Origin of the sequence: Actinomadura sp. NTSP31 (assembly GCF_041951385.1) — a bacterium.
Lineage (GTDB): Bacteria > Actinomycetota > Actinomycetes > Streptosporangiales > Streptosporangiaceae > Spirillospora > Spirillospora napierensis.
Window position 1 is genome coordinate 23,374 of the sequence record NZ_JBGNUT010000007.1, and the last position, 20,327, is coordinate 43,700.

Annotated in this window: 11 protein-coding genes and 1 other RNA gene; 1 reads left to right on the forward strand and 11 read right to left on the reverse strand. The window is 71.4% G+C overall.

Annotation, left to right across the window (positions count from 1 at the left end):
• From fxsT (ACA514_RS13905) to ACA514_RS13930, 6 genes are all read right to left on the reverse strand, one after another.
• Entirely contained in the window at window positions 1–4,158 is a 4,158-nt protein-coding gene (fxsT, locus tag ACA514_RS13905; RefSeq protein WP_375041517.1) for an FxSxx-COOH system tetratricopeptide repeat protein, read from the reverse strand.
• Window positions 4,155–5,174, reverse strand: a complete 1,020-nt coding sequence (locus ACA514_RS13910) for an AAA family ATPase (protein ID WP_375041518.1) — start codon at window positions 5,172–5,174, stop codon at window positions 4,155–4,157. Before ACA514_RS13910 ends, fxsT (ACA514_RS13905) begins: the two co-directional genes overlap by 4 nt.
• 20 nt (window positions 5,175–5,194) lie before the next feature.
• A complete protein-coding gene (locus tag ACA514_RS13915) occupies window positions 5,195–6,664 on the reverse strand; it encodes a hypothetical protein (RefSeq protein ID WP_375041519.1) in 1,470 nt (489 codons plus the stop codon).
• Between the two features lie 92 nt (window positions 6,665–6,756).
• Window positions 6,757–8,514: an MFS transporter gene (locus ACA514_RS13920; RefSeq protein ID WP_375041520.1), complete on the reverse strand. Its 1,758-nt coding sequence runs from the start codon at window positions 8,512–8,514 to the stop codon at window positions 6,757–6,759.
• Between the two features lie 497 nt (window positions 8,515–9,011).
• A complete protein-coding gene (locus ACA514_RS13925) occupies window positions 9,012–10,628 on the reverse strand; it encodes a tetratricopeptide repeat protein (RefSeq protein ID WP_375041521.1) in 1,617 nt (538 codons plus the stop codon).
• Between the two features lie 215 nt (window positions 10,629–10,843).
• Window positions 10,844–11,029, reverse strand: coding sequence for a hypothetical protein (locus ACA514_RS13930; RefSeq protein ID WP_375041522.1), 186 nt, complete (start codon window positions 11,027–11,029; stop codon window positions 10,844–10,846).
• 308 nt (window positions 11,030–11,337) lie between these two features.
• Here ACA514_RS13930 and fxsT (ACA514_RS13935) point away from each other — a divergent pair, with 308 nt between their 5' ends.
• The gene (gene fxsT, locus ACA514_RS13935; RefSeq protein ID WP_375041523.1) at window positions 11,338–13,869 is read left to right on the forward strand and encodes an FxSxx-COOH system tetratricopeptide repeat protein; all 2,532 of its coding nucleotides are present in this window, start codon (window positions 11,338–11,340) and stop codon (window positions 13,867–13,869) included.
• On the opposite strand, the gene ACA514_RS13940 is transcribed toward fxsT (ACA514_RS13935), so the two are convergent.
• The 5 genes from ACA514_RS13940 to ACA514_RS13960 all read right to left on the reverse strand — a co-directional run bounded on the left by ACA514_RS13940 (window position 13,866) and on the right by ACA514_RS13960 (window position 20,325).
• Entirely contained in the window at window positions 13,866–15,098 is a 1,233-nt protein-coding gene (locus ACA514_RS13940) for an FxsB family cyclophane-forming radical SAM/SPASM peptide maturase (RefSeq protein WP_375041524.1), read from the reverse strand. The genes fxsT (ACA514_RS13935) and ACA514_RS13940 overlap by 4 nt on opposite strands.
• Before the next feature lie 86 nt (window positions 15,099–15,184).
• Window positions 15,185–15,709, reverse strand: coding sequence for a GNAT family N-acetyltransferase (locus tag ACA514_RS13945; RefSeq protein ID WP_375041525.1), 525 nt, complete (start codon window positions 15,707–15,709; stop codon window positions 15,185–15,187).
• Between the two features lie 71 nt (window positions 15,710–15,780).
• Window positions 15,781–17,409 (reverse strand): flavin monoamine oxidase family protein, encoded by a 1,629-nt coding sequence (locus ACA514_RS13950; RefSeq protein ID WP_375041526.1) that lies wholly within the window; start codon window positions 17,407–17,409, stop codon window positions 15,781–15,783.
• A gap of 219 nt (window positions 17,410–17,628) precedes the next feature.
• Window positions 17,629–18,001: a transfer-messenger RNA gene (ssrA, locus tag ACA514_RS13955) on the reverse strand.
• A 350-nt stretch (window positions 18,002–18,351) separates the two neighbouring features.
• The gene (locus ACA514_RS13960; RefSeq protein WP_375041527.1) at window positions 18,352–20,325 is read right to left on the reverse strand and encodes a penicillin-binding transpeptidase domain-containing protein; all 1,974 of its coding nucleotides are present in this window, start codon (window positions 20,323–20,325) and stop codon (window positions 18,352–18,354) included.
• Window positions 20,326–20,327 lie beyond the last annotated feature (2 nt).

Here is a 20,327-nt window from a genome sequence, read left to right on the forward strand (position 1 = left end):
TCACAGGGCGGGCGGCTCGATGTCGCATTCGAGCAGCTCGCCCCGCCGGGCCGCCAGCACGTCCGGGTGCTCCCCGCCGAGCACCTGCGCCAACGCCGCCGGAGCCGGGGCCGGTCCGCCGCCCTGCCCGCCGCCCAGCGCGGCACGGGCCCGGTCCAGGTTCAGCTCCACGGCCAGCGAGTAGGGGTGCCGCTCGCCCAGCGACTCGGTCATCTTCCCCCGCGCCTCGGACAGCAGCCGGACCGCGGACTCCAGCTCGCCTAGCAGGTAGTAGTCGTTGGCCAGCCCCACCGTCGCGCACAGCGTGTAGTAGTGGTTGCGGCCGAGCGTCCCGCCCTCCAGATCCGCCAGGGCGGCCTGGTCGGTCTCCTGCGCCGCGTAGGCCTCCGCCAGCCGCCGCAGGACGACCGCCCTGTCGACGGCGCAGACGTGCACGAACGGATGCCCCTCCCCCATCACCCGGCGGTAGCCCTCCATCGCCCGGTCGATCAGCGGCAGCGCCTCGTCGGGCCGTCCGATCGCGCTGGTCGCGAGCGCCAGGCAGACCCTGCTCGCCAGAGTGTTCGGATGCTCCTCGCCGAACCGGCGGACATGGGCGGCGAACGTCTCGGTCGCCAGGCGGTGCGCCTCCTCGAAGCGCCCGAGCTTGCGCAGCGTCCCCGCGTGGCTCATCTTCGCCTGGAGGACCAGCGCGTGGCCGGGGCCGAGCACCGGCCGCAGATTGGCCAGGCTCTCCACCTGCATCACGCACGCCTCCTCGTACCTCCCCAGGAAGTGCAGGTCCCGGGCGAGGTTGTGGGTGGCGCGGAAACGCTGGCGGTAGGACTGCCCCTCCCTGTGCCACACCTCGAGGTCGATCTCGTGCGCCTCCCGGAAGTTCCCCAGGATGCGCAGGTCGACGGCGAGGTTGCCGGCGGCGAGATGGGTGTCGGGCTCGTCCCCGTGCACCTGGCGGATACGCCGCCAGGCATCGAGATCGACCGCGTGGGCTTCGCGGAACTCGCCGCGGAAACGCAGGTCGGCGCCGTACCCGTTGGCGGCGAAGAGGGTCTGGAGATGGTCGGCGCCGTACTTGCGGCGCGTCCGCTCGAGGTTGTCCTTGCTGAGGTCGGCCGCCGCCCGGTTGTCGCCGAGCCCGCGCAGGGCGTTCGCGAGCACGCGGGAGACGGCGAGGACCGCGTCGTCGTCCGGGCCGTAGCGCTCCAGCCATCCGTCCAGCGCGATCTCCGCCAGCCGCCGGCTGCCCTCGTACTCTCCCGACTGGTACAGGAACTGGGCCTGGTCGATGCCGACCCGGCGGATGTCCGGCTCGTCGGCCTCGAACACGCCGGACGGGACCACATGGGGCGTGATCTCCGAGCGCCGTTCCCAGGTGGACTCCACCTCCGGCTCCTCCTGCGGCGTCGCCGCGGCGAGGATCGCGTGGACGTGCGCCCGGACGCGCCGCCGCCCCCGCGCGCCGAGCCGGTCGTCGAGGATCGCCCGGACCAGCCGGTGGACCTGCAGGCTGCCCGGCTCCTCGTCGAAGCGGGCGAGAGAGAACCGGGAGATGTCGCGCATCGCCGCGAGCAGCCGGTCCCGGTCGGCCAGGAGCGCCGTCAGTTCGGCGGGCAGCGGCGCCGACCGGCCCGCGGACAGCAGCCCGCACGACACCGGTTCGGGGTCGAACACCGCCCACAGCTCCAGCAGGAGGCCCGCGACCGGGTCCTCCTCGCGGAGCAGGTCGAGGTTGAGGCTCACCCCGGCCGCCAGCGGCCCCGGCAGCTCCTCGGCACCGGCACCGGCACCGGCACCGGAGGCGAACTCGGTGAGGCGCCGGTCGAACAGCCGCAGGTACTCCTCGGCGGTGCCTCCGGTGACGACCTGCCATGCGGCCGCCTGGCCGACCGCCAGCGGGAGGTCGCCCATCCGCTCCGACAGCAGGTCGGCCTCCGCCTCCGACAGGCGCGGCACCAGCCGCCGGAGCAGCGCGATGCTCTCCGGCCGCTCGAAGACGTCGACGTCCACCACGGCCGCGTGCCGTTCCCAGCCGCGGTCGCGGGACGTCACGAGGACGTGGCGCCCGGGGCCGGGGCCCGGGCCGGCCCCGTCGACCGACAGCGGCGTCAGCGGGACGACCTGGTCCGGGTCCTGCGCGTTGTCGTAGATGAGCAGCCAGCGGCGGTAGGGCCGCCCGTCGCGCAACGTCCGCAGGACGCCGTCCACGGTGTCCTTGATGTCGTCGCTCAGCGGCAGGCCGAGCCGCCGTGCCAGCAGGGCCAGCGCGGCCCGCGCCGAGGTCGTCTGCTCGGCCGGGATCCACCACACCAGGTCGTAGTCGCCGGCATGGCGGTAGGCGTACTCCACCGCGAGGTTCGACTTGCCTTCTCCCCCGATGCCGAACTCCGACCGCGGCAGGAGCGCCGCCATGCCGCCGCCCAGCGCCTCCCGGACCGCCGCGAGGAGCCGGTCGCGTCCGGTGAAGTCGGGGTTGCGGGCCGGCAGCCCGCTGACCGGCACGGGCTCCTGCTCGGCGCCCTGGACCGCGGCGGGCGCCCGCACCGCGTCCAGCGTGGCCGTGCCGGCGTCCTCGGACGCCCCGGGCGCCGGAACGTCCCTGGTCAGCCGGCGCGCCATCTCGCGGTACGGGCCGCCGAGGCCGACCAGCGCCTGCGCCGCCACCTGCGCGAACGGCAGGTCCGGCGGAAGCCGCACCTCGCCCCGGCTCACCGCCGCGAGCAGCGCCGGGAAGTCCAGCGACGAGCCGATGCGGTCGCGGACGACGTCCCACACCGCGCGCAGCACCTGGTACACCTCGCGTCTGCGCAGCCCCTGCAGCAGGATCTCCCGGACGCCGTCGTGGAACTCGTAGGCGACCTCCTCGTGGCCGCCGCCGGCCGGCCGGCCGACCATCCGCAGCAGGCCGCTGAGGAAGACCTCGGCGAGGTCGGCGGACGTGGAGGCCGGGAGCATCGCCCGCTGGACCAGGCGCATGACGGGCAGCCGCAACGGCGCCGCCGCGAGGTAGGTGGCGAGCTTGAACGCCGCCGGCGACGAGGACGCCCGGAACTGCTTGACCCGCATCTCCGCGGACACCGCGTCGGCGGCGGGATCGGCGGGCGGGTGCGCCACCGGCCGTCCGGTGAACAGGGCGGCCCCGTTGACGTCCCTGCCGCCGTGGGCGACCATGCGGGCCCATGCGCGCATCCAGCGCTCGTTCAGCTCGACGACCGGTATCGGGATGCCGGGCGGGCCGCCCTCGCGGGACCCGAGCGGTGCGCGCGCCACGACGAGCCGCTCGTTGGCGACCGCCGGCCCGGGCGCCGTGAACCGCACCGGCTCGACGGCCGCGGCGGTCCGCCACCACAACCGCTGCGGGAGCGGCTGCGCGATCGCGACCGTCCCGGCCCGGCCCCACCTGTCGAGCAGCGCCGCGGCCCGGCCGTCCTGCCACGCCGCGCCGATGCAGTCGCTGACGACCAGGATGACGCGCCGCCCGGTCGGGTCGACGAGCTCGTCGGGGTCGCGGTCCGCGCCGACCCCGAACGCCGACCCGGTGCGCAACGACAACCGCTCGCCGCCGGTGTCCAGGTACCAGTTCCGCAGGTCGCGGAAGGCGCCGAGCTGCTGCAGCAGTGCCTGCAGCTCCTCGATGGTCTGCCGCCACACCACCATGGACGGGCTGACGTCCGCGATCAGGGCCAGGTCGTGCCGGCGTTCCCGCGCCGGGACCATGACGGGCTCGCAGACGCCCGTCTCGGCGATGCGCTGGGCGGTCGCCGCCTCGTCGAGGAGCTTGCGGGTCAGCGAGGGAACGGTCGCGCGCAGCGGGCGCAGCGCGCGGGCCAGCGGCAGCGTCCGGGAGATGGCCGGCATCGCGGGCATGCGGACCGGGAACGAGGTGGCCGGCACCTCCTGCCCGGCCGTGTAGAGCCCCGCCTCGACCGGCGGCGGTGGCGCGGGGTCGCGCTCGGGCGCCGCGGGCGGCTCGGCCGGACGGGGCGCGGGCGGCGGCTCGGCGGACCCGCCGCCGACGGACCCGGCGGCGTCGCTCGCGGCGCGGTGGGCCGGGCCCTCGTGCGTGCGGAACCAGTCGGCGAGCCAGAGCGCGTCGGCGATCTCGTCCGCCGTCGGCTGCGGGTCGAGCGCCTGCAGGGCCTCGACGAGCCGGGCGATCATCCCGCGCCGGGCATCTCGATCGGGCGGAGCACCGTGTCGAGGATCTCGCTCAGCTTGGCCTCCGGGGGCCGGCTCCCCGACGTCGCCAGGTACACGGCGTTGAGGAGCTGGTCGGTGGCGAGCGCGCCGTCGGCCCGGCGGGCGAGGAACTCCTGGATGAGCCCTTCGCTCGCGGCCCGGGCGTCCGCGCCGAGATGCGCCTCGATGATCTCCGCGAGCCGTTCCCGGCCGGGCGGCTCGATCACCAGCCGCACGCACCGGCGCAGGAACGCGGGCGGGAACTCCCGCTCGCCGTTGCTGGTGATGATCACGGTGGGGAAGTTCGCGCACCGCACCTCGCCGTGCTCGACCGGCACCCGCGGCCCGCCGTCCTCGGTCATCACGTGGATCCGCGCCTGCTCCTCGGGCAGCCGCTGCAGCTCCGGGATGGTGAACCGGCCCTCCTCGAACACGTAGAGCAGGTCGTTCGGCAGGTCGATGTTGCTCTTGTCCAGCTCATCGATGAGCAGGACGCGGGGCCGGTCGCCGGGCAGCAGCGCGGTGCCGAGCGGACCGAGCCGGATGTAGCGCCCGATGTCCGGCGGATCGGCCGTGTCCGCGCGGCCGCCCACGCCGCGCAGGCTCGTCTCGTGGAGCCGGCCGATCGCGTCGTAGTGGTACAGCCCGGACTCAAGCGTGGTGTTGCTGGTGATCGACCAGTACAGCACCGCGCCGAGCCCGAGTTCGTAGGCGACGTTGTAGGCGAGGGTGGACTTGCCCGATCCGGGCTTGCCCGTGACCAGCAGCGGGCGCCGCAGCAGGATCGCCGCGTTCACCTTGTCGACCACCGATTCGTCGGGACGGTAGGAGATCGCCTGCTGGTCCCGCCGCCCGCGTCCCTGGGCGGCGTCCTCCGGGCTGAACCGGCGCCACGGCGGGGGCGGCGGCAGGTGCCGCACGCGGTCGTGCGGCAGGCCGTCGCCCCGGTAGATGCGCCAGTCGCCGGCCGGGCCACTGGATTGCGGTTCAGTCGTCATGGAGGGAGGGCCTTCCGGTGCTATGCGGGGGGTCGGAGCCGGACGTACGGCTCGGGGATGCGGTCCGCGTCGTCGAACAGCAGCGTCAGATGCCGGCCGAGGTGGCCGGCCCCGGCGCCCTCCCCGGACAGCGCCCGCCGGCGCAGTTCCATGGTCCGCCGGGGCAGCTTCATCAGGTCGGCGGTCAGCAGGTCCTCGACCTCTCTGGCGAACATCGCCGGGTCGCGGCCGTCCCGGCACCAGGCGATCACGGGGGTCCCGGCGACGAGCCCGACCCAGTGCTCGTCCGATTCCCCGCTCCCGGCGCCCCACGGCGGGAACGCCAGCGCGAGCACCCCCGGGGAGGTCTCCGACAGCTTGGCGAACAGCACTTCCATGTCGTATTCGCCGCGCTGCGTCACCAGGCAGAAGGGGGCGCCGACGGAGTTGCCGCGCAGCCGGGTCCACTTGTGCCGCCAGTCGAGGTGGATGGCGGCGTCGCGCATCCGGTCCAGGCTCCGCACGACCACCGGATACTTGATGCCGATGCGGTGCTCCAGCCCGGCGAACCTGATCTTGACCTCCTCGACGGGACGGCCGAGCAGCGCGCGGGGCAGGATGAACTCGATGGTGAGGTCGGGAGTGCGGCGGCCGACCACCGAGCTCTCCGCGGTGAGCAGCCGCTCCAGCAGTTCGGGGATCCGGCCGAACGGCACCGCCTCGTCGCTGCACTGCAGGGTGCTGCCCGGTTCCTGGTCCACCTGGAGCCACGCGGTCACCAGGTACCGGTCCGGTTCCAGCGCGTCGGGCGTGCACGCGATGATCAGGTAGGTCTCGGACGGCTCGGCGGGGGCTCCGGCCTCCATCCGCGCCGGTGCCCGCCGGACGGGCGCCCTGGGCAGCCCCTGCGCCGCCGCCTGCCGGGCCACCCAGTCCCGCAGCGGCGGCGCCGTCGTCCGGTCGACGTACTCGGCCATGTCGCCGACGAAGACCAGCAGCGGCGGCAGGCCGTCCGGACCGTCGGGCATCTCCTCCAGGAGCGCGACGACGTCGTGCAGGCTGCGGATCTCCCGGTCCACGAGCGGCCAGGCCGGTCCGACCGCCCGCCGGTAGAGCATCGGGAACCGGCTGAGATGCGACAGGTCCGGATCCAGCCGCTCCAGCGCGGTGATCAGCTGGTGCAGCTCCCGCCGCGCGGCCTGCCCGAGCCACGGTTCGGGGAGCAGCTCCCGTACGAGGTCCCGGAGGGCCGCCACGGAAAGGCTGTTCTTGTAGAACCGCTCAAGGTTCCGCACCAGCGCCTGCGCGGCCCCCGGATAGTTGAGCAGGACGTCGACCAGGGCCCACACATCGAGCTTGTCCTGGTCGTGGTGCTCCAGGGGCAGCCGATGCCCCAGGTCGCGCTCCAGGGCCGCCAGATGCACCTCACGCCCGCGCCGAACGCTCATCCCCTCGATCCGCAGGATCGCCTCGACGAGCCGATGCTGGTCGTCGACATCCAGCGACGTCATCACTGCGCCGTGCCTCCACCCCGGCCCACGCACGCGGCGGTCGTCCCGCCTGCCGCGGCCAATCCCTGTGCGCCCGAGAATCAACCGACACACTATGACGTAACGGAGCCGCCGGAAACCGCGTCACCTGACACACTTCGGACAAGATCTGCAATCGGCACCGATCGTCTCGGATCCTCGGCGGTCACCTTGGGGTCGCGCGCGCCGACGAGGCCGACCGTGCGCCGCTCGTGGTCTCCCAGTTCGACGCGGAGACGGGATTGGACGGCGGCCTCGATTTGGCCGGGCGTCGGCCGCGGCCAGTCCTCGACGGCCCTCGGCGGTTCGGGGGACTTCCTGGCATCTACATACTGAGGCGATTCACCCAGATCCCCCCTTTCAGGGGAATCCTCCGGTTCGGAATTTCGGGATGGATCGCATTGATCAGCGGTCGGGCTCGAATCATCTGGTGCGACCTCGCGTGGCCGGGGCCCCGGGATCGCGCCACGAAGGACGAAGGACCCGGCGGCATGCACGGCCCTCTTGATCGATGCCAGAACGAGGAGGGCCTCGTCGTGGAGCATCTGCAGGACCACCAGCGCGATGACGACGAAGACGGCGTCGGCGACGATCGCGGTCAAGCCCGGCCCCAGCAGATGGATGATCCATCCGCCGCTGAGCGCGCCCAGCGCCACCGCCCCCACGCTGAGAAGGCGAGTGATACCGGTGATGAGGCCCAGCGACTCGGCCGGGACCTCATTCGCTTGATGGGTCTTCAACGCTATGGTTATGGGCGTTCCCACGGCACTGCACAATCCCCATCCGAGCAATCCGATGGCGGGGTTCACCAGAGCGGTGGACATCCAGACCAGAGGAACCCAAGCCAGGACGGAGAGCAGCACCGACACCGACGGGGAAAGGCGACGGAGAATGAACGGCGATATGATCGCTCCGACAAACCCACCTATCCCGGAAAAAGACAGGAGCAACCCGACGACATAACTGGGCATACCCGCACGCTCGGCCAGCAGGATCTGCAGGAGCACGATCACCTGGAAAAAGAAGTTCGCCAGGAAGCAGGCGGCGAGCACCGCACAGGAGAACGCGTCATTGACGACCAGGCCGAACGCATGGCGGAGCGCCCCGCGGTCACCCGCCCCCCCTTGGCCTTCTCCGTCCTCCCTCTCTGCCACTTCGACTCGCGGTGGCCCCGGCTCGCCCCGTCCGCGCCGCCGCGGACCGGCGGGGCGCCTTTCCGACTCGCCCGGACGCCGCAATACGGCAAGGGTGACAACCGGGAAAAGCGAGGTACAGGCCCCGATGAAGTAGGGCATCACCGGATTCACCGCCAGCAGCGCACCTCCCATCGGGCGCCCCAGGAGCATCGACGCATTCAGTTTCGCCTCGTTGCTGCCGATCGCCATGGACAACGACTCTTTCGAGACCAGTTCCGGCACGGCGGCGCTCTCCGCGACCTCGTAGAGGATGGCGCACGAGCCGTCCACCACCGCGGCCGCGGCCAGGAGAGGCACGGAGAAGGACATCGACAGCAGGCAGAAGCATGTGACCAGTGCGGAGACGATGCGTACCAACTGGCTGGCCCACATCACCGTGCGGCGGTCGAACCGGTCGGCCAGCGCGCCCGCCGGCACATGCAGGATGAAGCTCGGCAGGACGCTCGCGGCGGTGACATAGCCCGCCGAGACGGGGGATCCGGTCTCGGAGAGCACGAGCAGCGGGCCGGCCGCGGCCACGCTCATGGAGCCGAATTGCGATACCGCCGAACCGGCGGACAGGGCGGCGAAATAGCGGCGACTATATGACAAGCTCAGAAAAGAGCGATAAGCTTCCAGGGTAAAATGGCGCAGCAAGCCAGGGAACTTACGAGAACGCGGAACATCGGACAACCAATTGCCTTTCCTAGCGTTCACGGCAATCGGTCACCGGACGACGCTACACAGACACCAGGCCGTTATCCTGGATAAACGGTATCAAACTGGACAAACGATTACATAGGCGCATAAGAGAGAAGGTAACGCTTTCCAAGTGTGCTGGCGTCGCATGAAAATACATGCTAGCAAGGACTTTTCCCGGGCCAAGTAGAGGTAGCCACATCGTTTACCCGAAGCGCCCCAAGGGCGGCGGCATTGGCCGGTAAAACAAGGAGCGCGGGCGTCAGGCCGCCACCATGACACGATAAGTGATCGCCCAGCACTCCAACGTAGCCGCGCTCATCGAACGCCTGTTCCCTTTTCCCATGGAAGAGTGCTCGGCTCGAGCCGCCGCGCCATGCCATTCCGCTCTCGACCGGCCGCACCGCTGAACGCTTCGTATGTCGCGGAAGGCCACTGCCCGGCGCAGCGCCGGGTCAGGCGATTCCGGACAAGGCGCGCTTGGCGATGAGCGCCTCACGGTTCCGGCTGTCGTGGCCGAGGACGTCATCGAAGACGGCGCGGGCGGCGCGGGTCCGGCCGGACCGCCACAGCGCCTGGCCGAGCGCGGTCTGGATCGACAGCTCGTGCGGCAGCCGGCTCGCCGCCCCCTGGAGCTGCCGTACGGCCTCGCCGGGATCGCCGACGCCCCCCGACAGCAGGATCCGGCCGATTCCGGCGAGCAGCCAACCGACCGCGGCGTTGTCCGGAACCGCCTCACAGATCCGCGCCGCCTCCCGGTAGCGCAGCACGGCCGTCGGGGTGTCCCCCTGCTCGTAGGCGACGTCGCCGAGGAAGGTGGTCGCGTCGGCGAGGACCTTGAGGTCGCCTTCGCCGCAGGCGCGGACGGCCGCTTCCGCATGGCGCCGCGCGAGTTCCGGATCACCGCCCGCCATGGCGCGGTGCGCCTGGCCGAGGCGGGTCGAGGGACCGGGCCGGCTGGGAACCGCCCCGCCGTCGAGCTGCCCGATCGGTTCGATCAGCCGGGGGTGTTGCAGCTCGAAGTGCCGTTCCTTGCCGTTGAGCCGCGCCCTGATGAGGTGCCGGTCCTGGATCGCGTCGACCACGGCCCTCGGCACGTCGTCGTGCAACCGCGACTCGGGGATCCCGGCGCGTCCCTGCGGCCCGCCGAACATGCCGCGGAACCAGGACACGAGCTTGCCCGCGGGGAGGCTCTGGTCCGCCGCGACGGTGGCGAGGTTGCGGGCGCACGACTCCCTCAGCGCGCGGTTCACCTCGTCGCGCAGCCGCTCACCGGAAATGTCAGACTCGCTGGGCAAGTCCTCCCAGAGGCGTTCGCACACGAGCTGCAACAGAGCGGGTTCGACACGGGACGTCGTCTGGACGGCCCCCGCCGCCCGGACCGTCCGGAGTTCCCGCACCACCGCCTCGGCGACCGCTTCGTCCGGACTGCCGACATGGCGCAGCGGTTCCGCGACCGCCTCGTACGCCGCCTCGGGCGTCAGCGGATCGAGCGAGCACGTCGCAGGTGCCGCCTGACCGAGCCGGTCGGCGAGGTACATCGCGTCCTCGAGCGCGTCGTCCCGCACGACCAGGAGAAGATGCAGGTCCGGTGCCTCGTCCATCGCGCTCGCCAGGTCGTCGACGAACTCCCGGCGGTGCCGCTCAAGGCGGGCCGACGTCCGCAACAGCGCTTCGGCGCCGTCGATGGCCGCGAGCGTGGGCAGCTGGCGGCCGAACCGGTCCATGCGGCGGTGCTTGCGCAGGAACGTCCGGAGGGGCAGTTCGCAGATCCGGGCCGGGGAGGCGCGGGTGTACCAGGAGGTCAGCACGGCGAGCCGGAAGTGGTTGTGCTCGGGCAGCGCGGCGACCGGGAACGGAGGGCGGTGGGCCAGCCGGGCGGCCGGCAGCACGTCGGCGTCCTCACCACGCAGAAACGGGATGACACCGGCGCACAGCAGGGACGTCTTCCCGACGCCCGCCCGACCGTGCAGCAGGGTGAGCCGCCGCGCCTTCCACGTCTCGGCGACGTGTCGCTTCTCCTGCCCTCTGCCGTGGAACAACGGCGCGTCCCCGTCATCGAAGGCGCGCACGCCCACGTAAGGATGCGGTGCGTCCGGAGGAGCTAGCGCGGTCATCATCCGTCCCCATGAGCGGCTATCCGCTGGAGAGCTTTCAGCGACATCGAATTCAGGATGCCCAGGGTTCCCTGAGAATAACGTACCGCCGACCCCCGCGGCGCCGAATCCGGCGGACACCCGGCACCGGTCCGCCGGCTCGATCACCCAGAGGCGTTCCTCCGCCGGATTTAACGGCTGCCGGAGCGGCGCAGAGACGAATGCTCATCGACGAGCGCCGCCCTGTTGTCGAATCCGCGGCCGCTGGGGTTCAGTCGCGACACTTCCGCCCTGGCCCGCCGCAGCCCAGGGCCGGCAAGGGTGTCGGTCGCGTCGTTGAGAAGGTCGCTCGAAAGGCGGAAGGAACGTTCCTGCATCTGTGTCTCCTCCAACGTCGACGCCGCAGAGCCACATCCACGCCGCTCTTGCACGCTGCGGCAAGGCGATCGTGACCATGTTCTCAGAAAGCCGCGTCCAATGCCATAGGCCGGGAGAGGCGGCAGCGCAATTCGGATGACACGTGCAGGAAGATAAGGACGTCCAAAAATCGGTTCGCGATCAATGTGTCACGTGACACAGGCTGGAACGCGCAGGCTCAATACACTATCTTCATTGACGGAATTACTTGACCACGACGTGATGCGGCCTGTCCGGTGGGGGCGCCGGCATGGCGCAGGGGGATCGAGTGACCAACGCAACGCCGGAATCATCGTTCGCCACAGGGCGGGTACCCCAGATCTGGGGCAAGGTCCCTCCGCGGAACAAGAATTTCACCGGCCGACTGGAACTGCTCGAGCGGCTGCGCGGCGGGCTCGCCAACCAGGTCACGGCGGTCGTCCCGCACGCGCTGCACGGACTCGGCGGGGTGGGCAAGACCCAGATGGCGGTCGAGTACGCCTACCGCTACAGATCCGACTACGACCTCGTGTGGTGGATCCCCGCGGACCAGCCGGTGCTCGTGCGCTCCTCGCTGGCGAGCCTGGCGCAGCCCCTCGGCCTCCCCTCCGCCTCGGTCAGCGGCGTCGAAGACGCCGCCAACGCCGTGCTGGACGCGCTGCGGCGAGGCGAGCCCTACACCAACTGGCTGCTGATCTTCGACAACGCCGACGAGCCCGAGGAGCTGACCGAAACCCTCCCGCAGGGGCCCGGGCACGTGCTGATCACCTCGCGGAACCACCGCTGGGCGGGCGTCGTCGACGCGGTGCCCATCGATGTCTTCACCCGCAGGGAGAGCATCGAGTTCCTCAGCCGGCGGGTTCCGCGCGGCATCGACGCGAAGGACGCCGACCGGCTCGCGGAGGAACTGGGCGACCTCCCGCTCGCCTTGGAGCAGGCCGGCGCCCTCCATGCGGAGACCGGTATCGCGGTGGCGGACTACCTGCGCCTTCTGGAAGAGCGCGCCAGCCAATTGCTCTCCCAGGGCAAGCCGACCGAGTACCCGGTGTCGATGACGGCCGCCTGGGCGCTTTCGGTCGCCAGCCTCGAGGAGAAGATGCCCGAGGCCCTGGATCTCCTGCGCTACTGCGCGTTCTTCGGCCCCGAGCCGATTCCGCGGGACTCTTTCAGCAAGGGCGTGCCCGGCCTCAGCAGGCAACTCTCGGACCTGATCAGGGACCCGATCCGGCTGAGCCGGGCCATCGGCGAGCTGGGCCGGTTCGCACTCGCCCGGCTCGACATTCCCGCCCGGACCATTCAGGTCCACCGGCTGATCCAGGCCCTCGTCCGCGACGAACTGCCGGAGAAGGAGCAGCAGCGACTCCGCCATGAGGTCCATCTGCTGCTGGCCGGCTACGCGCCCCGGGACCCGAACGACTCGGCGAACTGGACCAAGTTCGTGAACGTCCTCGGGCATTTCGAACCGGCCGGGGTCGCCCAGTGCCCGGAGCCGGCGGTGCGCCACCTGTCGCTCAATATGATCACCTATCTGTACTCCTCGGGCGACTATCCCTCCGCCCAGTTGTTCGCGGAGTCGTTCCGCGAGGAGTGGACGGCTTCGTCCGGCGTCGACCACGAGGACGTCCTCAGGCTGCGCGTGGAAATGTGCAACCTCTTCCGCGAACTGGGCCAGTACACCGAGGCCGCCGCGCTGGGTGCGCAGACGCTCGCCGCGGCCGAGAAGGCGCTCGGTCCCGACCACGACACGACGCTGCGCGCGCTGCGGGGTCGGGCGGCCGATCTGAGGGCCAGTGGCGACTTCGAGCAGGCGCACGAGATCGACGAGGACGTGCTCCGCCGGTTCGGAACCCAGTTCCCGGAGACCGACTGGAGCATCTGGCGCGCCAAGAACAGCGTGGCGCTCGACCACGGCCTCAAGAGCGACTACTCGAGCGCGCGGTCTCTTCTCGAGCAGGTCTTCCGCCAAGTGCTCACGGAAGGCGGCCAGGCGGGCGACCCGAGCGGATACATCAACATCTACACCGGCCTCGCACGGGCGGTGCGGCTCGGCGGAGACTTCTCGGAGGCCTGCGATCTCGGCGAGGACGCCTACGCGTTCGGAATCGAGGAGCTGGGCCCCGACCATCCCTGGACGTTGCGCACGGGCAAGGACCTGTCCATCGCCCGGCGCCGGGCGGGTGACTACGACCGCTCGCTGGAGATCGCCGAGGACATCCACCAGCGTTACGTGCGCGCCTTCGGCATCGACCACCCCGACACGCTGGCCGCCGCGACGTGCCTGGCGAACATCCGCCGCACCGTCGGCGAGTTCCAGGACGCCCTGCTCCTGGCGGAGGACACCGTCCGCCGCTATCCGCGCCTGTACGGTGCCGAGCACCCGTACAACCACGCCTGCGCGGGGAACCTCGCGATCCTGCGGCGGGTCACCGGTGACCCGCAGGTGGCCCGGAAGGTCAACGAGGACGCGCTGGCCGGCCTGGAGGCCAAGCTGGGCCGCGACCACCACTATCCCCTCACCGTCGCGCTCAACCTGGCCAGCGACCTGGCCGCGCTCGGCGACAGCGAGTCGGCGTACCGGCTCTGCTCCGGCACGCTGCGCCGGCTGCGCACGCTGGTTGGCGAGAACCACCCGGTGACGCTGTCGGCGGCCGCGAACGCCATCGCCGACCTGCGCGCCCTCGGCCGGGACGAGGAGGCCGAGGCGCTGTTCGCCGACACGGAGGAGCGCTACCGCCGCACCCTCACGCTCGATCACCCCGACGCCCAGGTGTTCCTGGACGGGCGCCGGCTGGACGCCGACTTCGACCCGCCGCCGATCTAAGCGACGGTGGCGGCCGGCCGCGCGGCCAGGTCGGCGCTGAGGACGTCGCGGATGTGGGCGATGAGTTTGAACAGGTCGCGGCAGTAGACCGACGGGTTCCGGAAGCCGGTGCCCGAGCGGTACCGGTGCGGGTACAGGCCGCCGCCGCAGACCTCGTGCGCCTCGCAGGCCAGGCACTGCTCCGACAGCGCCCGGCGGCCGATCTGCCGCGCGACGACGGACGGCAGCGACAGCACGGTGTCGAACGGGTCGCGGGACACGTGCAGCCGGGTGCCGGCCGCCCCGTCGTAGGCCGACTTCAGCGAGTCGACCTGCTCGATCTCGCCGTTGGTCTCCACCACGGCCACGGCCACCGGGGACAGCCCGACGGCCTCGCTGCCGGACATGCGGCCGAACAGCAGCCGGATGATCTCGCTGAACAGCCGGACGCGGACGTCGCCGGCCTCCGCCGCGTACCAGCGGTCGAAGATGGCGATGAGCCAGTCCCCGTAGGGCGCCGACTCGTCGGCCGGACGGCCGGGCGGCGGCGCGTCCCAGTTCCCGTGCGGGAGCAGGAAGTCCATTTCGGGCGGCCGGAACTCGAGCAGCGCCTCGTACGTCGCGATCGGGTCGCTGCGCAGCTCGATGGCGCTCAGCAGCCCGCCGAACAGGTGCCGGTACCGCGGTCCCGTGAGCCGCTCCAGGCCCGTCCGGACGTCCTGGTAGCTGCCGCGCCCGTTCGCGCGCCGCCGGTGCAGGTCGTGCCCCTCCTCGTCGCCGTCGAGGCTCACGCCCACGCTGACGCCGTGCTCGGCGAACAGGTCGAGGAACAGCTCGTCGAGCAGGACGCCGTTGGTCTGCACGCTGAAGCCCACGTGCACGTCGGGTTCGGCGGCGGCGCGGATGGCCTCGATCGCGTACCGCAGGTGATCGGCGCCCGCCAGCAGGGGCTCGCCGCCGTGCAGGACGACCTCCACCTCGGGGAGCAGGTTCGCCCGGGCGTGCTCGGCGATCCGCTGCGCCGCCCATGCGACGACCTGCCGCGACATCCGCCGCGGCTGCCGCCGCCAGCCCTGGTCGGCCATCTCGTACATGTAGCAGTAGTCGCACGCGAGGTTGCACCTGCTGTGGACCTTGAGGATGAAGTCGCGGATCGGGGTCGGCCGCCAGCCGCCCTCCAGCAGGGCGCGCACGTCCAGAGCGCCCGGCCACTCCGTCTCGTGACCGGGTTCGTCTCTGCGGACGCCCACGCTTGCGACCTCCTAGGTGAGACCGAGACGCGGCGCTGCGCTGAATTTTTACTGGTATATCGGTCTTACATGATCAATAAACGCGATCAGACCTCGTTCGTCAAGGCCCACCGCTCATGATCCCGCCACGTTCCGTCGATCTTGATGTACGCGGGCGAGAACCCCTCCCGGCGGAACCCGAGCCGCTCCACCAGCCGCACGGACGCGGTGTTCCCCGGCTGGATGTCGGCCTCGACCCGGTGCAGCCCGAGCCGGTCGAAGGCGTACCGGACCGCGAGCGCGACCCCCTCGGACATGTAGCCCCGCCCCGCGTGCGGCAGGAACGCCGCGTACCCGAGCACGCCGCGCTGGTACGACCCGCGGACGATCTCGTTGATGTTGACCATCCCCGCCATGTCCCCGCCCTCGCGCAGGCAGACGACCATTCCCACGGCGCCGACCTGGTCGAACCGTGCCAGATACGCCGCGAACTCCGCGGCCGACCGGGGCAGCGCGACCCACGGCCGGTGCAGCTCCGAACTCGCCTCCGCCAGTTCGAGGAACCGGCCCTCGTCCTCGGCCCGGACCCGCCGCAACAGAACCCGCGTCCCCACCGTCAGATCCACGCTCACCCGCGAAATCTACGCCAGCCCGCCCCCGGACGGGCCAGGCGTCCAACTGTTCGCAGGTGTCCCCACCAAAGTCAGTGGGTCAACGCGCGTGTGTGGAGGGCGGTGACGGCCTGGCGGGCGGAGAGGATGGCGCCGTGCTGCCAGGCGTCCATGTAGGAGAGCCAGTCACCCGCGTAGAGAACGCGTCCGGTGGGCGCGGTCAGCGGTTTGAGGACGGGGGCGTCGGGGGTCCAGTCGGGAAGGTTGTGCCAGGCGCCTTCGAGGTGCGGGATGTAGCGCCAGGACTGGGAGAAGGACGAGGCGAGTTCGGTCCGGTACTTGGGGCCGTAGATGCGTTCGCCGAGGGCGACGGCGCGCTCCTCGCGCTGCCGCGGGGTCATCTTGCCGTACTTGTCGGCGGTCTCGCCGTAGTTGTAGTAGCCGACGATGACGCCCCGCCTGCCGTGGAAGCCGTGCGACGGGTGCCATACGTGGGCGAGGTCGAGGTCGGTCTCGGTGATGCCGCCGTAGATGCGGTGGTCGGTCTCCCACCAGCGGCTGCGGTACTCGAGTCCGATCTTGCTGGCGGAGGCGGGGGTGATGGCCCGCAGGGCCGCCTGGGCGTCGCCGCCGAGGTTGTGCGGGAGCCCGGCCAGCAGGTGCGGGGGCATCGCGGCGATGCAGTAGTCGGCGTCCAGGGCCTTCTGGCGGCCCGCGGCGTCGGTGTAGTGGACGGTCACGCCGTCCGGCCGTTGCGTGAGCCGGGTGGCGACGCAGCCCAGCTTGACCTTGCCGGGGCCGATGGCGCGCGTCAGGGCCCTCGGGATCTGGTCCATGCCGCCGACCGGCTGGAACATCAGCATCGCCTGGTCGTACTCGAACTCGAAGGAGAAGTAGCGGCCGACCGCGGAGGCGAACACGTCGGAGACGTCGGGGACGGCTCCGAGCGGTGTGCCGGGCTGCCCCGCCGCGCCGGGGTAGGCGGCGTAGCCGCGGTTGGCGCCGCCCTTGTAGGCGAAGCCGTCGGACTTGCCGCCGATCTGGCCCCAGTCCTCCAGGAAGGACAGGAGCGCGGCGCGGTCGTCGCCGGTCAGGTCGGCGTCCAGGGCGCCGCGGCCGGCGGCCTTGGCGAGCAGTTCGCTCACGTACCCGTAGACGTCGGCCTTGGCCGTCCGGTACCGCATGGGGTGCCCGGGTTTCATGCCGGCGGACTCGTTGTAGATGTAGGCGTCGGCGTTGGTGTTGGTGAACACCTCGATCGGGACGCCGAGTTCCCTGCAGTAGTCGAGCGTGACCATCCATTGGGCGAGCCGCGCGGGGCCGGCATTGAGGTACTGGCCTTCGCCGAAGCGGGCGACCTGCTTGTTGCCGAACAGGTCGGTCTGCTCGGTGCCGCCGCGCACCGTGAAGTTGCGGCCGCCCGTCCGGTCGCGCGGTTCGAGGATCGTGCAGCGGTACCCGGCCTTGCCGAGTTCGTAGGCCGAGACGAGGCCGGCGATGCCGCCGCCGAGGATGACGACGCTGGCGGCGCTGCGGCCGGTGAGGTGGAAGTCGGCGGGGCTGGGGGGCTGGAAGGCGGGTGCGGCCGCGGTGGCCTCGGCCGGTGCGAGCCCGAGCGCTCCCATGGCCGCGAACATCGTGCCCGCGCCGCCCGTCACCCCCACCGCCCGCAGGAAGCTCCTGCGCGACTGCCCGCTCTGCGTCCGCTGGATCGGTGCCAAGGCGCGTCTCCCCACAAGAAGATCGTTCTGTAGATGCGCCGACGATCTTCATTTTGGGATGTTTCGGGCAGAGTGCTCCGCTGTGAACTTCGCGTGTCCGGCGGCCCGCGGACGCGGACGGCCCGCGGCCCGGGCCCGCGAGCCCGGCGACCGCACGCATACCTGCGCATACGACAGAACGGCCCGACCGGGGTACCGGTCGGGCCGTTCCGTCATCACGGGTGGAGGTGGCGGGAATCGAACCCGCGTCCTTCGGTGAAGGGCCAGGGCTTCTCCGGGTGCAGCCTGCTTGGCGTTTTCTCAGTCCCGGCGCTCGCGCAGGCGCGTCGCCGACGGACTCAGTCGCTGTTTGTTTTCCCTACCAGCCCCGCGACCGGGTCGGTAGGTGGAGTCTCCTTACGATGCCAGACCCCGGTTCGGAGACGCTACCGGGCTGACAGAGTTCGCTCCTCGCTCAGGCGGCGAGGGCGAACTCGGACTGCTTCTTGTTGGCAGTTATTGGTTTGCTGTCACAGGATTTACGAGGTCACGACAGCAACCCTCGACCCGCTTCCCCTGGCTCGAACGACCGAAGTCGAAGCCGGTCACCCCCATGTTGAGTTGTCAAAGCGGTAGTCCGGGGACGTCCCGCACCATGACGTTACAAGGATAACGCCCGCGGGGGCAACGTCATTCCCGGACGGGACGGGGCCCGTACACGCAGGAACCCCGGTGGCGCGAGTGTGTCGCGCCACCGGGGTCGACCGGCAGGGTCAGGCCGGTCCGGACGGCAGAGCCTCCCCCGAGACGAGGCTCTGGTCTCATCACTGCGACCGAGAGCCGCAACCCCCCAAGCGGTTTCTCAGTCACCCTGGAAGACGCAGTCCGGTGCCGGGTTGGTTGCGTCCCTCCGGTAAAGGCCTCTCAAAGTCCCTGCGGGGGCGGTCAGCCTGCGGTAGAGGCTCACGTCTTGCCGCTCGTGGGCGTGCTCCTCAGGAACCTGGCGGCCACCTTGGACGCGGAGACGGGCCCCTCGATGGCGATGGCGAACGCCAGGTCGCCGCGGGCGCCGACGAACCAGGAGACCGTCTTGTTGCGGCCGCCCTCGGTGTACTGGGCGTAGGCGGCGGTGCCGTTGACCTCGCTGGTGACGTGGGCGTCCTGGGCGACGCCCTTGGAGACGGTGCGGGTCAGCACGTTCCTCAGGTCGGCGATGGCCTCCGACTGCGGGTTCTGCGGCGGGATGTCGGCGGGCTTGGCCGGGTCCTTCAGCACGTACGGGGAGCGCCAGGTGCCGGTCTGGGCGGTCCCCGCCACCAGGGCCATGGCGAGGGGGCTCACCTGGACGCCGTCGCCGACCATCGCGGCGGCCTTGGCCCCCTCGCTGTTCATCGGCGGCAGGGAACCGGTGAACGCGGGGGCGGAGGCGCCCCAGCCGCGGCCGATCCCGAGCTGCGCCGCCTCGGCCTGGAGGGCGCGCGCGTCGAGCCTGGTGCTCAGCTGGGCGAGCGCGGTCTTGCAGCCGAGGGCGAAGTGGCTGGCGAAGGACGCGTCCGCGTGCGGCTTGCTGGTGAAGGTCTTCCCGCCGACGGTCACGCTGGCGGGGCACTTGGTCTTGGTGGCGCTGTTCATGCCCGCACGGGCGAACAGCGCCTCGGCGCTCACGATCCCGAACGTCATGCCGGCCGGGTAGTGCGCCTCGAAGGCGCGGTTCTCGCCGCCGGTGCCGTGGTTGGAGACCGCGGCGACCTGCCCGGAGCTCGGGTGCAGCGCCACCAGCGACGCGGGGTAGGGCAGCCCCTTGAGCGCGCCGTCGGCCTTGCGCTGGACGCCGGGGTCCAGCGTGGTGGAGACCTCCTGCGGCGGCAGCCCGTCCCACGTCTTCAGCACCTGCGTGGACTTGCCGGCGGAGTCCTGGGCGACCACCTTCACGGTCGGCGTCCCGGCGAGCCGGCGCTGCTGCAGGAGCTGCAGGCCGCTGACGCCGATGGTGTCGCCCGGCTGGTAGGGGGCGCCGACCTGCTGCAGCAGGTCCGCGGTGGCCGGGCCGAGGCCGCCGACCAGTTCCGGCGCGTAGTTCGGCGCGCTCGAGGTCTCGATCGGATGGTTCAGCACGCCCGGGATCTGGATGAGCCGGTTGGCCAGCTGCCTCTGCTGCGGGTACCGCAGGGTCAGCAGCGACACGAACTTCTGCGGCGGGGCGGAGTGCACCCGGCCGAGCAGCCGCTCGGAGTCCAGCCGCCGGCCGCCGTCGAACTTGGCGGCCTTGGTGAGCTGCTCGACGGTGCGCTGCGGGTCGGCGAGGCGGCCGGGGACGACGCCGATGTTGTAGGTGGGCACCTCGTGCAGCATGCTGCGGCCCGTGGTGTCCTTGATCATGGCGCGCTGCGGAACCTCGGACACCACCGCGAGGCGCTGCCCGGGGCCGAGCTCCGGATTGATGATCGAGGGGTTCCAGACGACCTTCCACTTGCCGCCGATCCGGCGCAGGTGCATGTGGCCGAGGTACTCCCAGGGCTGCCCGTTCTCCCCGAGGTCGATCTTGACCGAGAAGCGCGCGTCGGCGTCGTCGCCCCTCTTGGCGATCGACTTGACCCGGGCGTCGTCCACCCGGCCCCGCCCGTCGGAGACGCCGAGCGACAGCCGCAGCGACGCCGCGTCCAGCTGGGCGCGGACGGCGCCGAGCGCGGAGGCGACCGCCTTCCGGTCGGTGCCGGTGGTCTTCTTCGCGGCGGCCGGGTAGTTGCCGACCTGCCAGGCGATCAGGAAGTCGCGGACGGCGGGCATCGCGGACGGCTCCGCCCAGCAGCCCGTCGTCATCGTCCCGACGAGGGCGCCGCAGACCGCCAGCGAGACGGCGCGGCGCCGGACCGTGCGGCTCCCGCGCGGGAGCCGCCGCGGCGCGCGGGCGGATCGGCCTCGGTTGCTCTTCGACACCC

Excerpts from the sequence above, each read along its gene's own strand:
- ACA514_RS13910 (WP_375041518.1), bottom strand. The coding sequence starts at position 5,174 with ATGACGACTGAACCGCAATCCAGTGGCCCGGCCGGCGACTGGCGCATC.
- ACA514_RS13930 (WP_375041522.1), bottom strand. The coding sequence starts at position 11,029 with ATGCAGGAACGTTCCTTCCGCCTTTCGAGCGACCTTCTCAACGACGCG.
- fxsT (WP_375041517.1), bottom strand. The coding sequence starts at position 4,158 with ATGATCGCCCGGCTCGTCGAGGCCCTGCAGGCGCTCGACCCGCAGCCG.
- ACA514_RS13915 (WP_375041519.1), bottom strand. The coding sequence starts at position 6,664 with ATGACGTCGCTGGATGTCGACGACCAGCATCGGCTCGTCGAGGCGATC.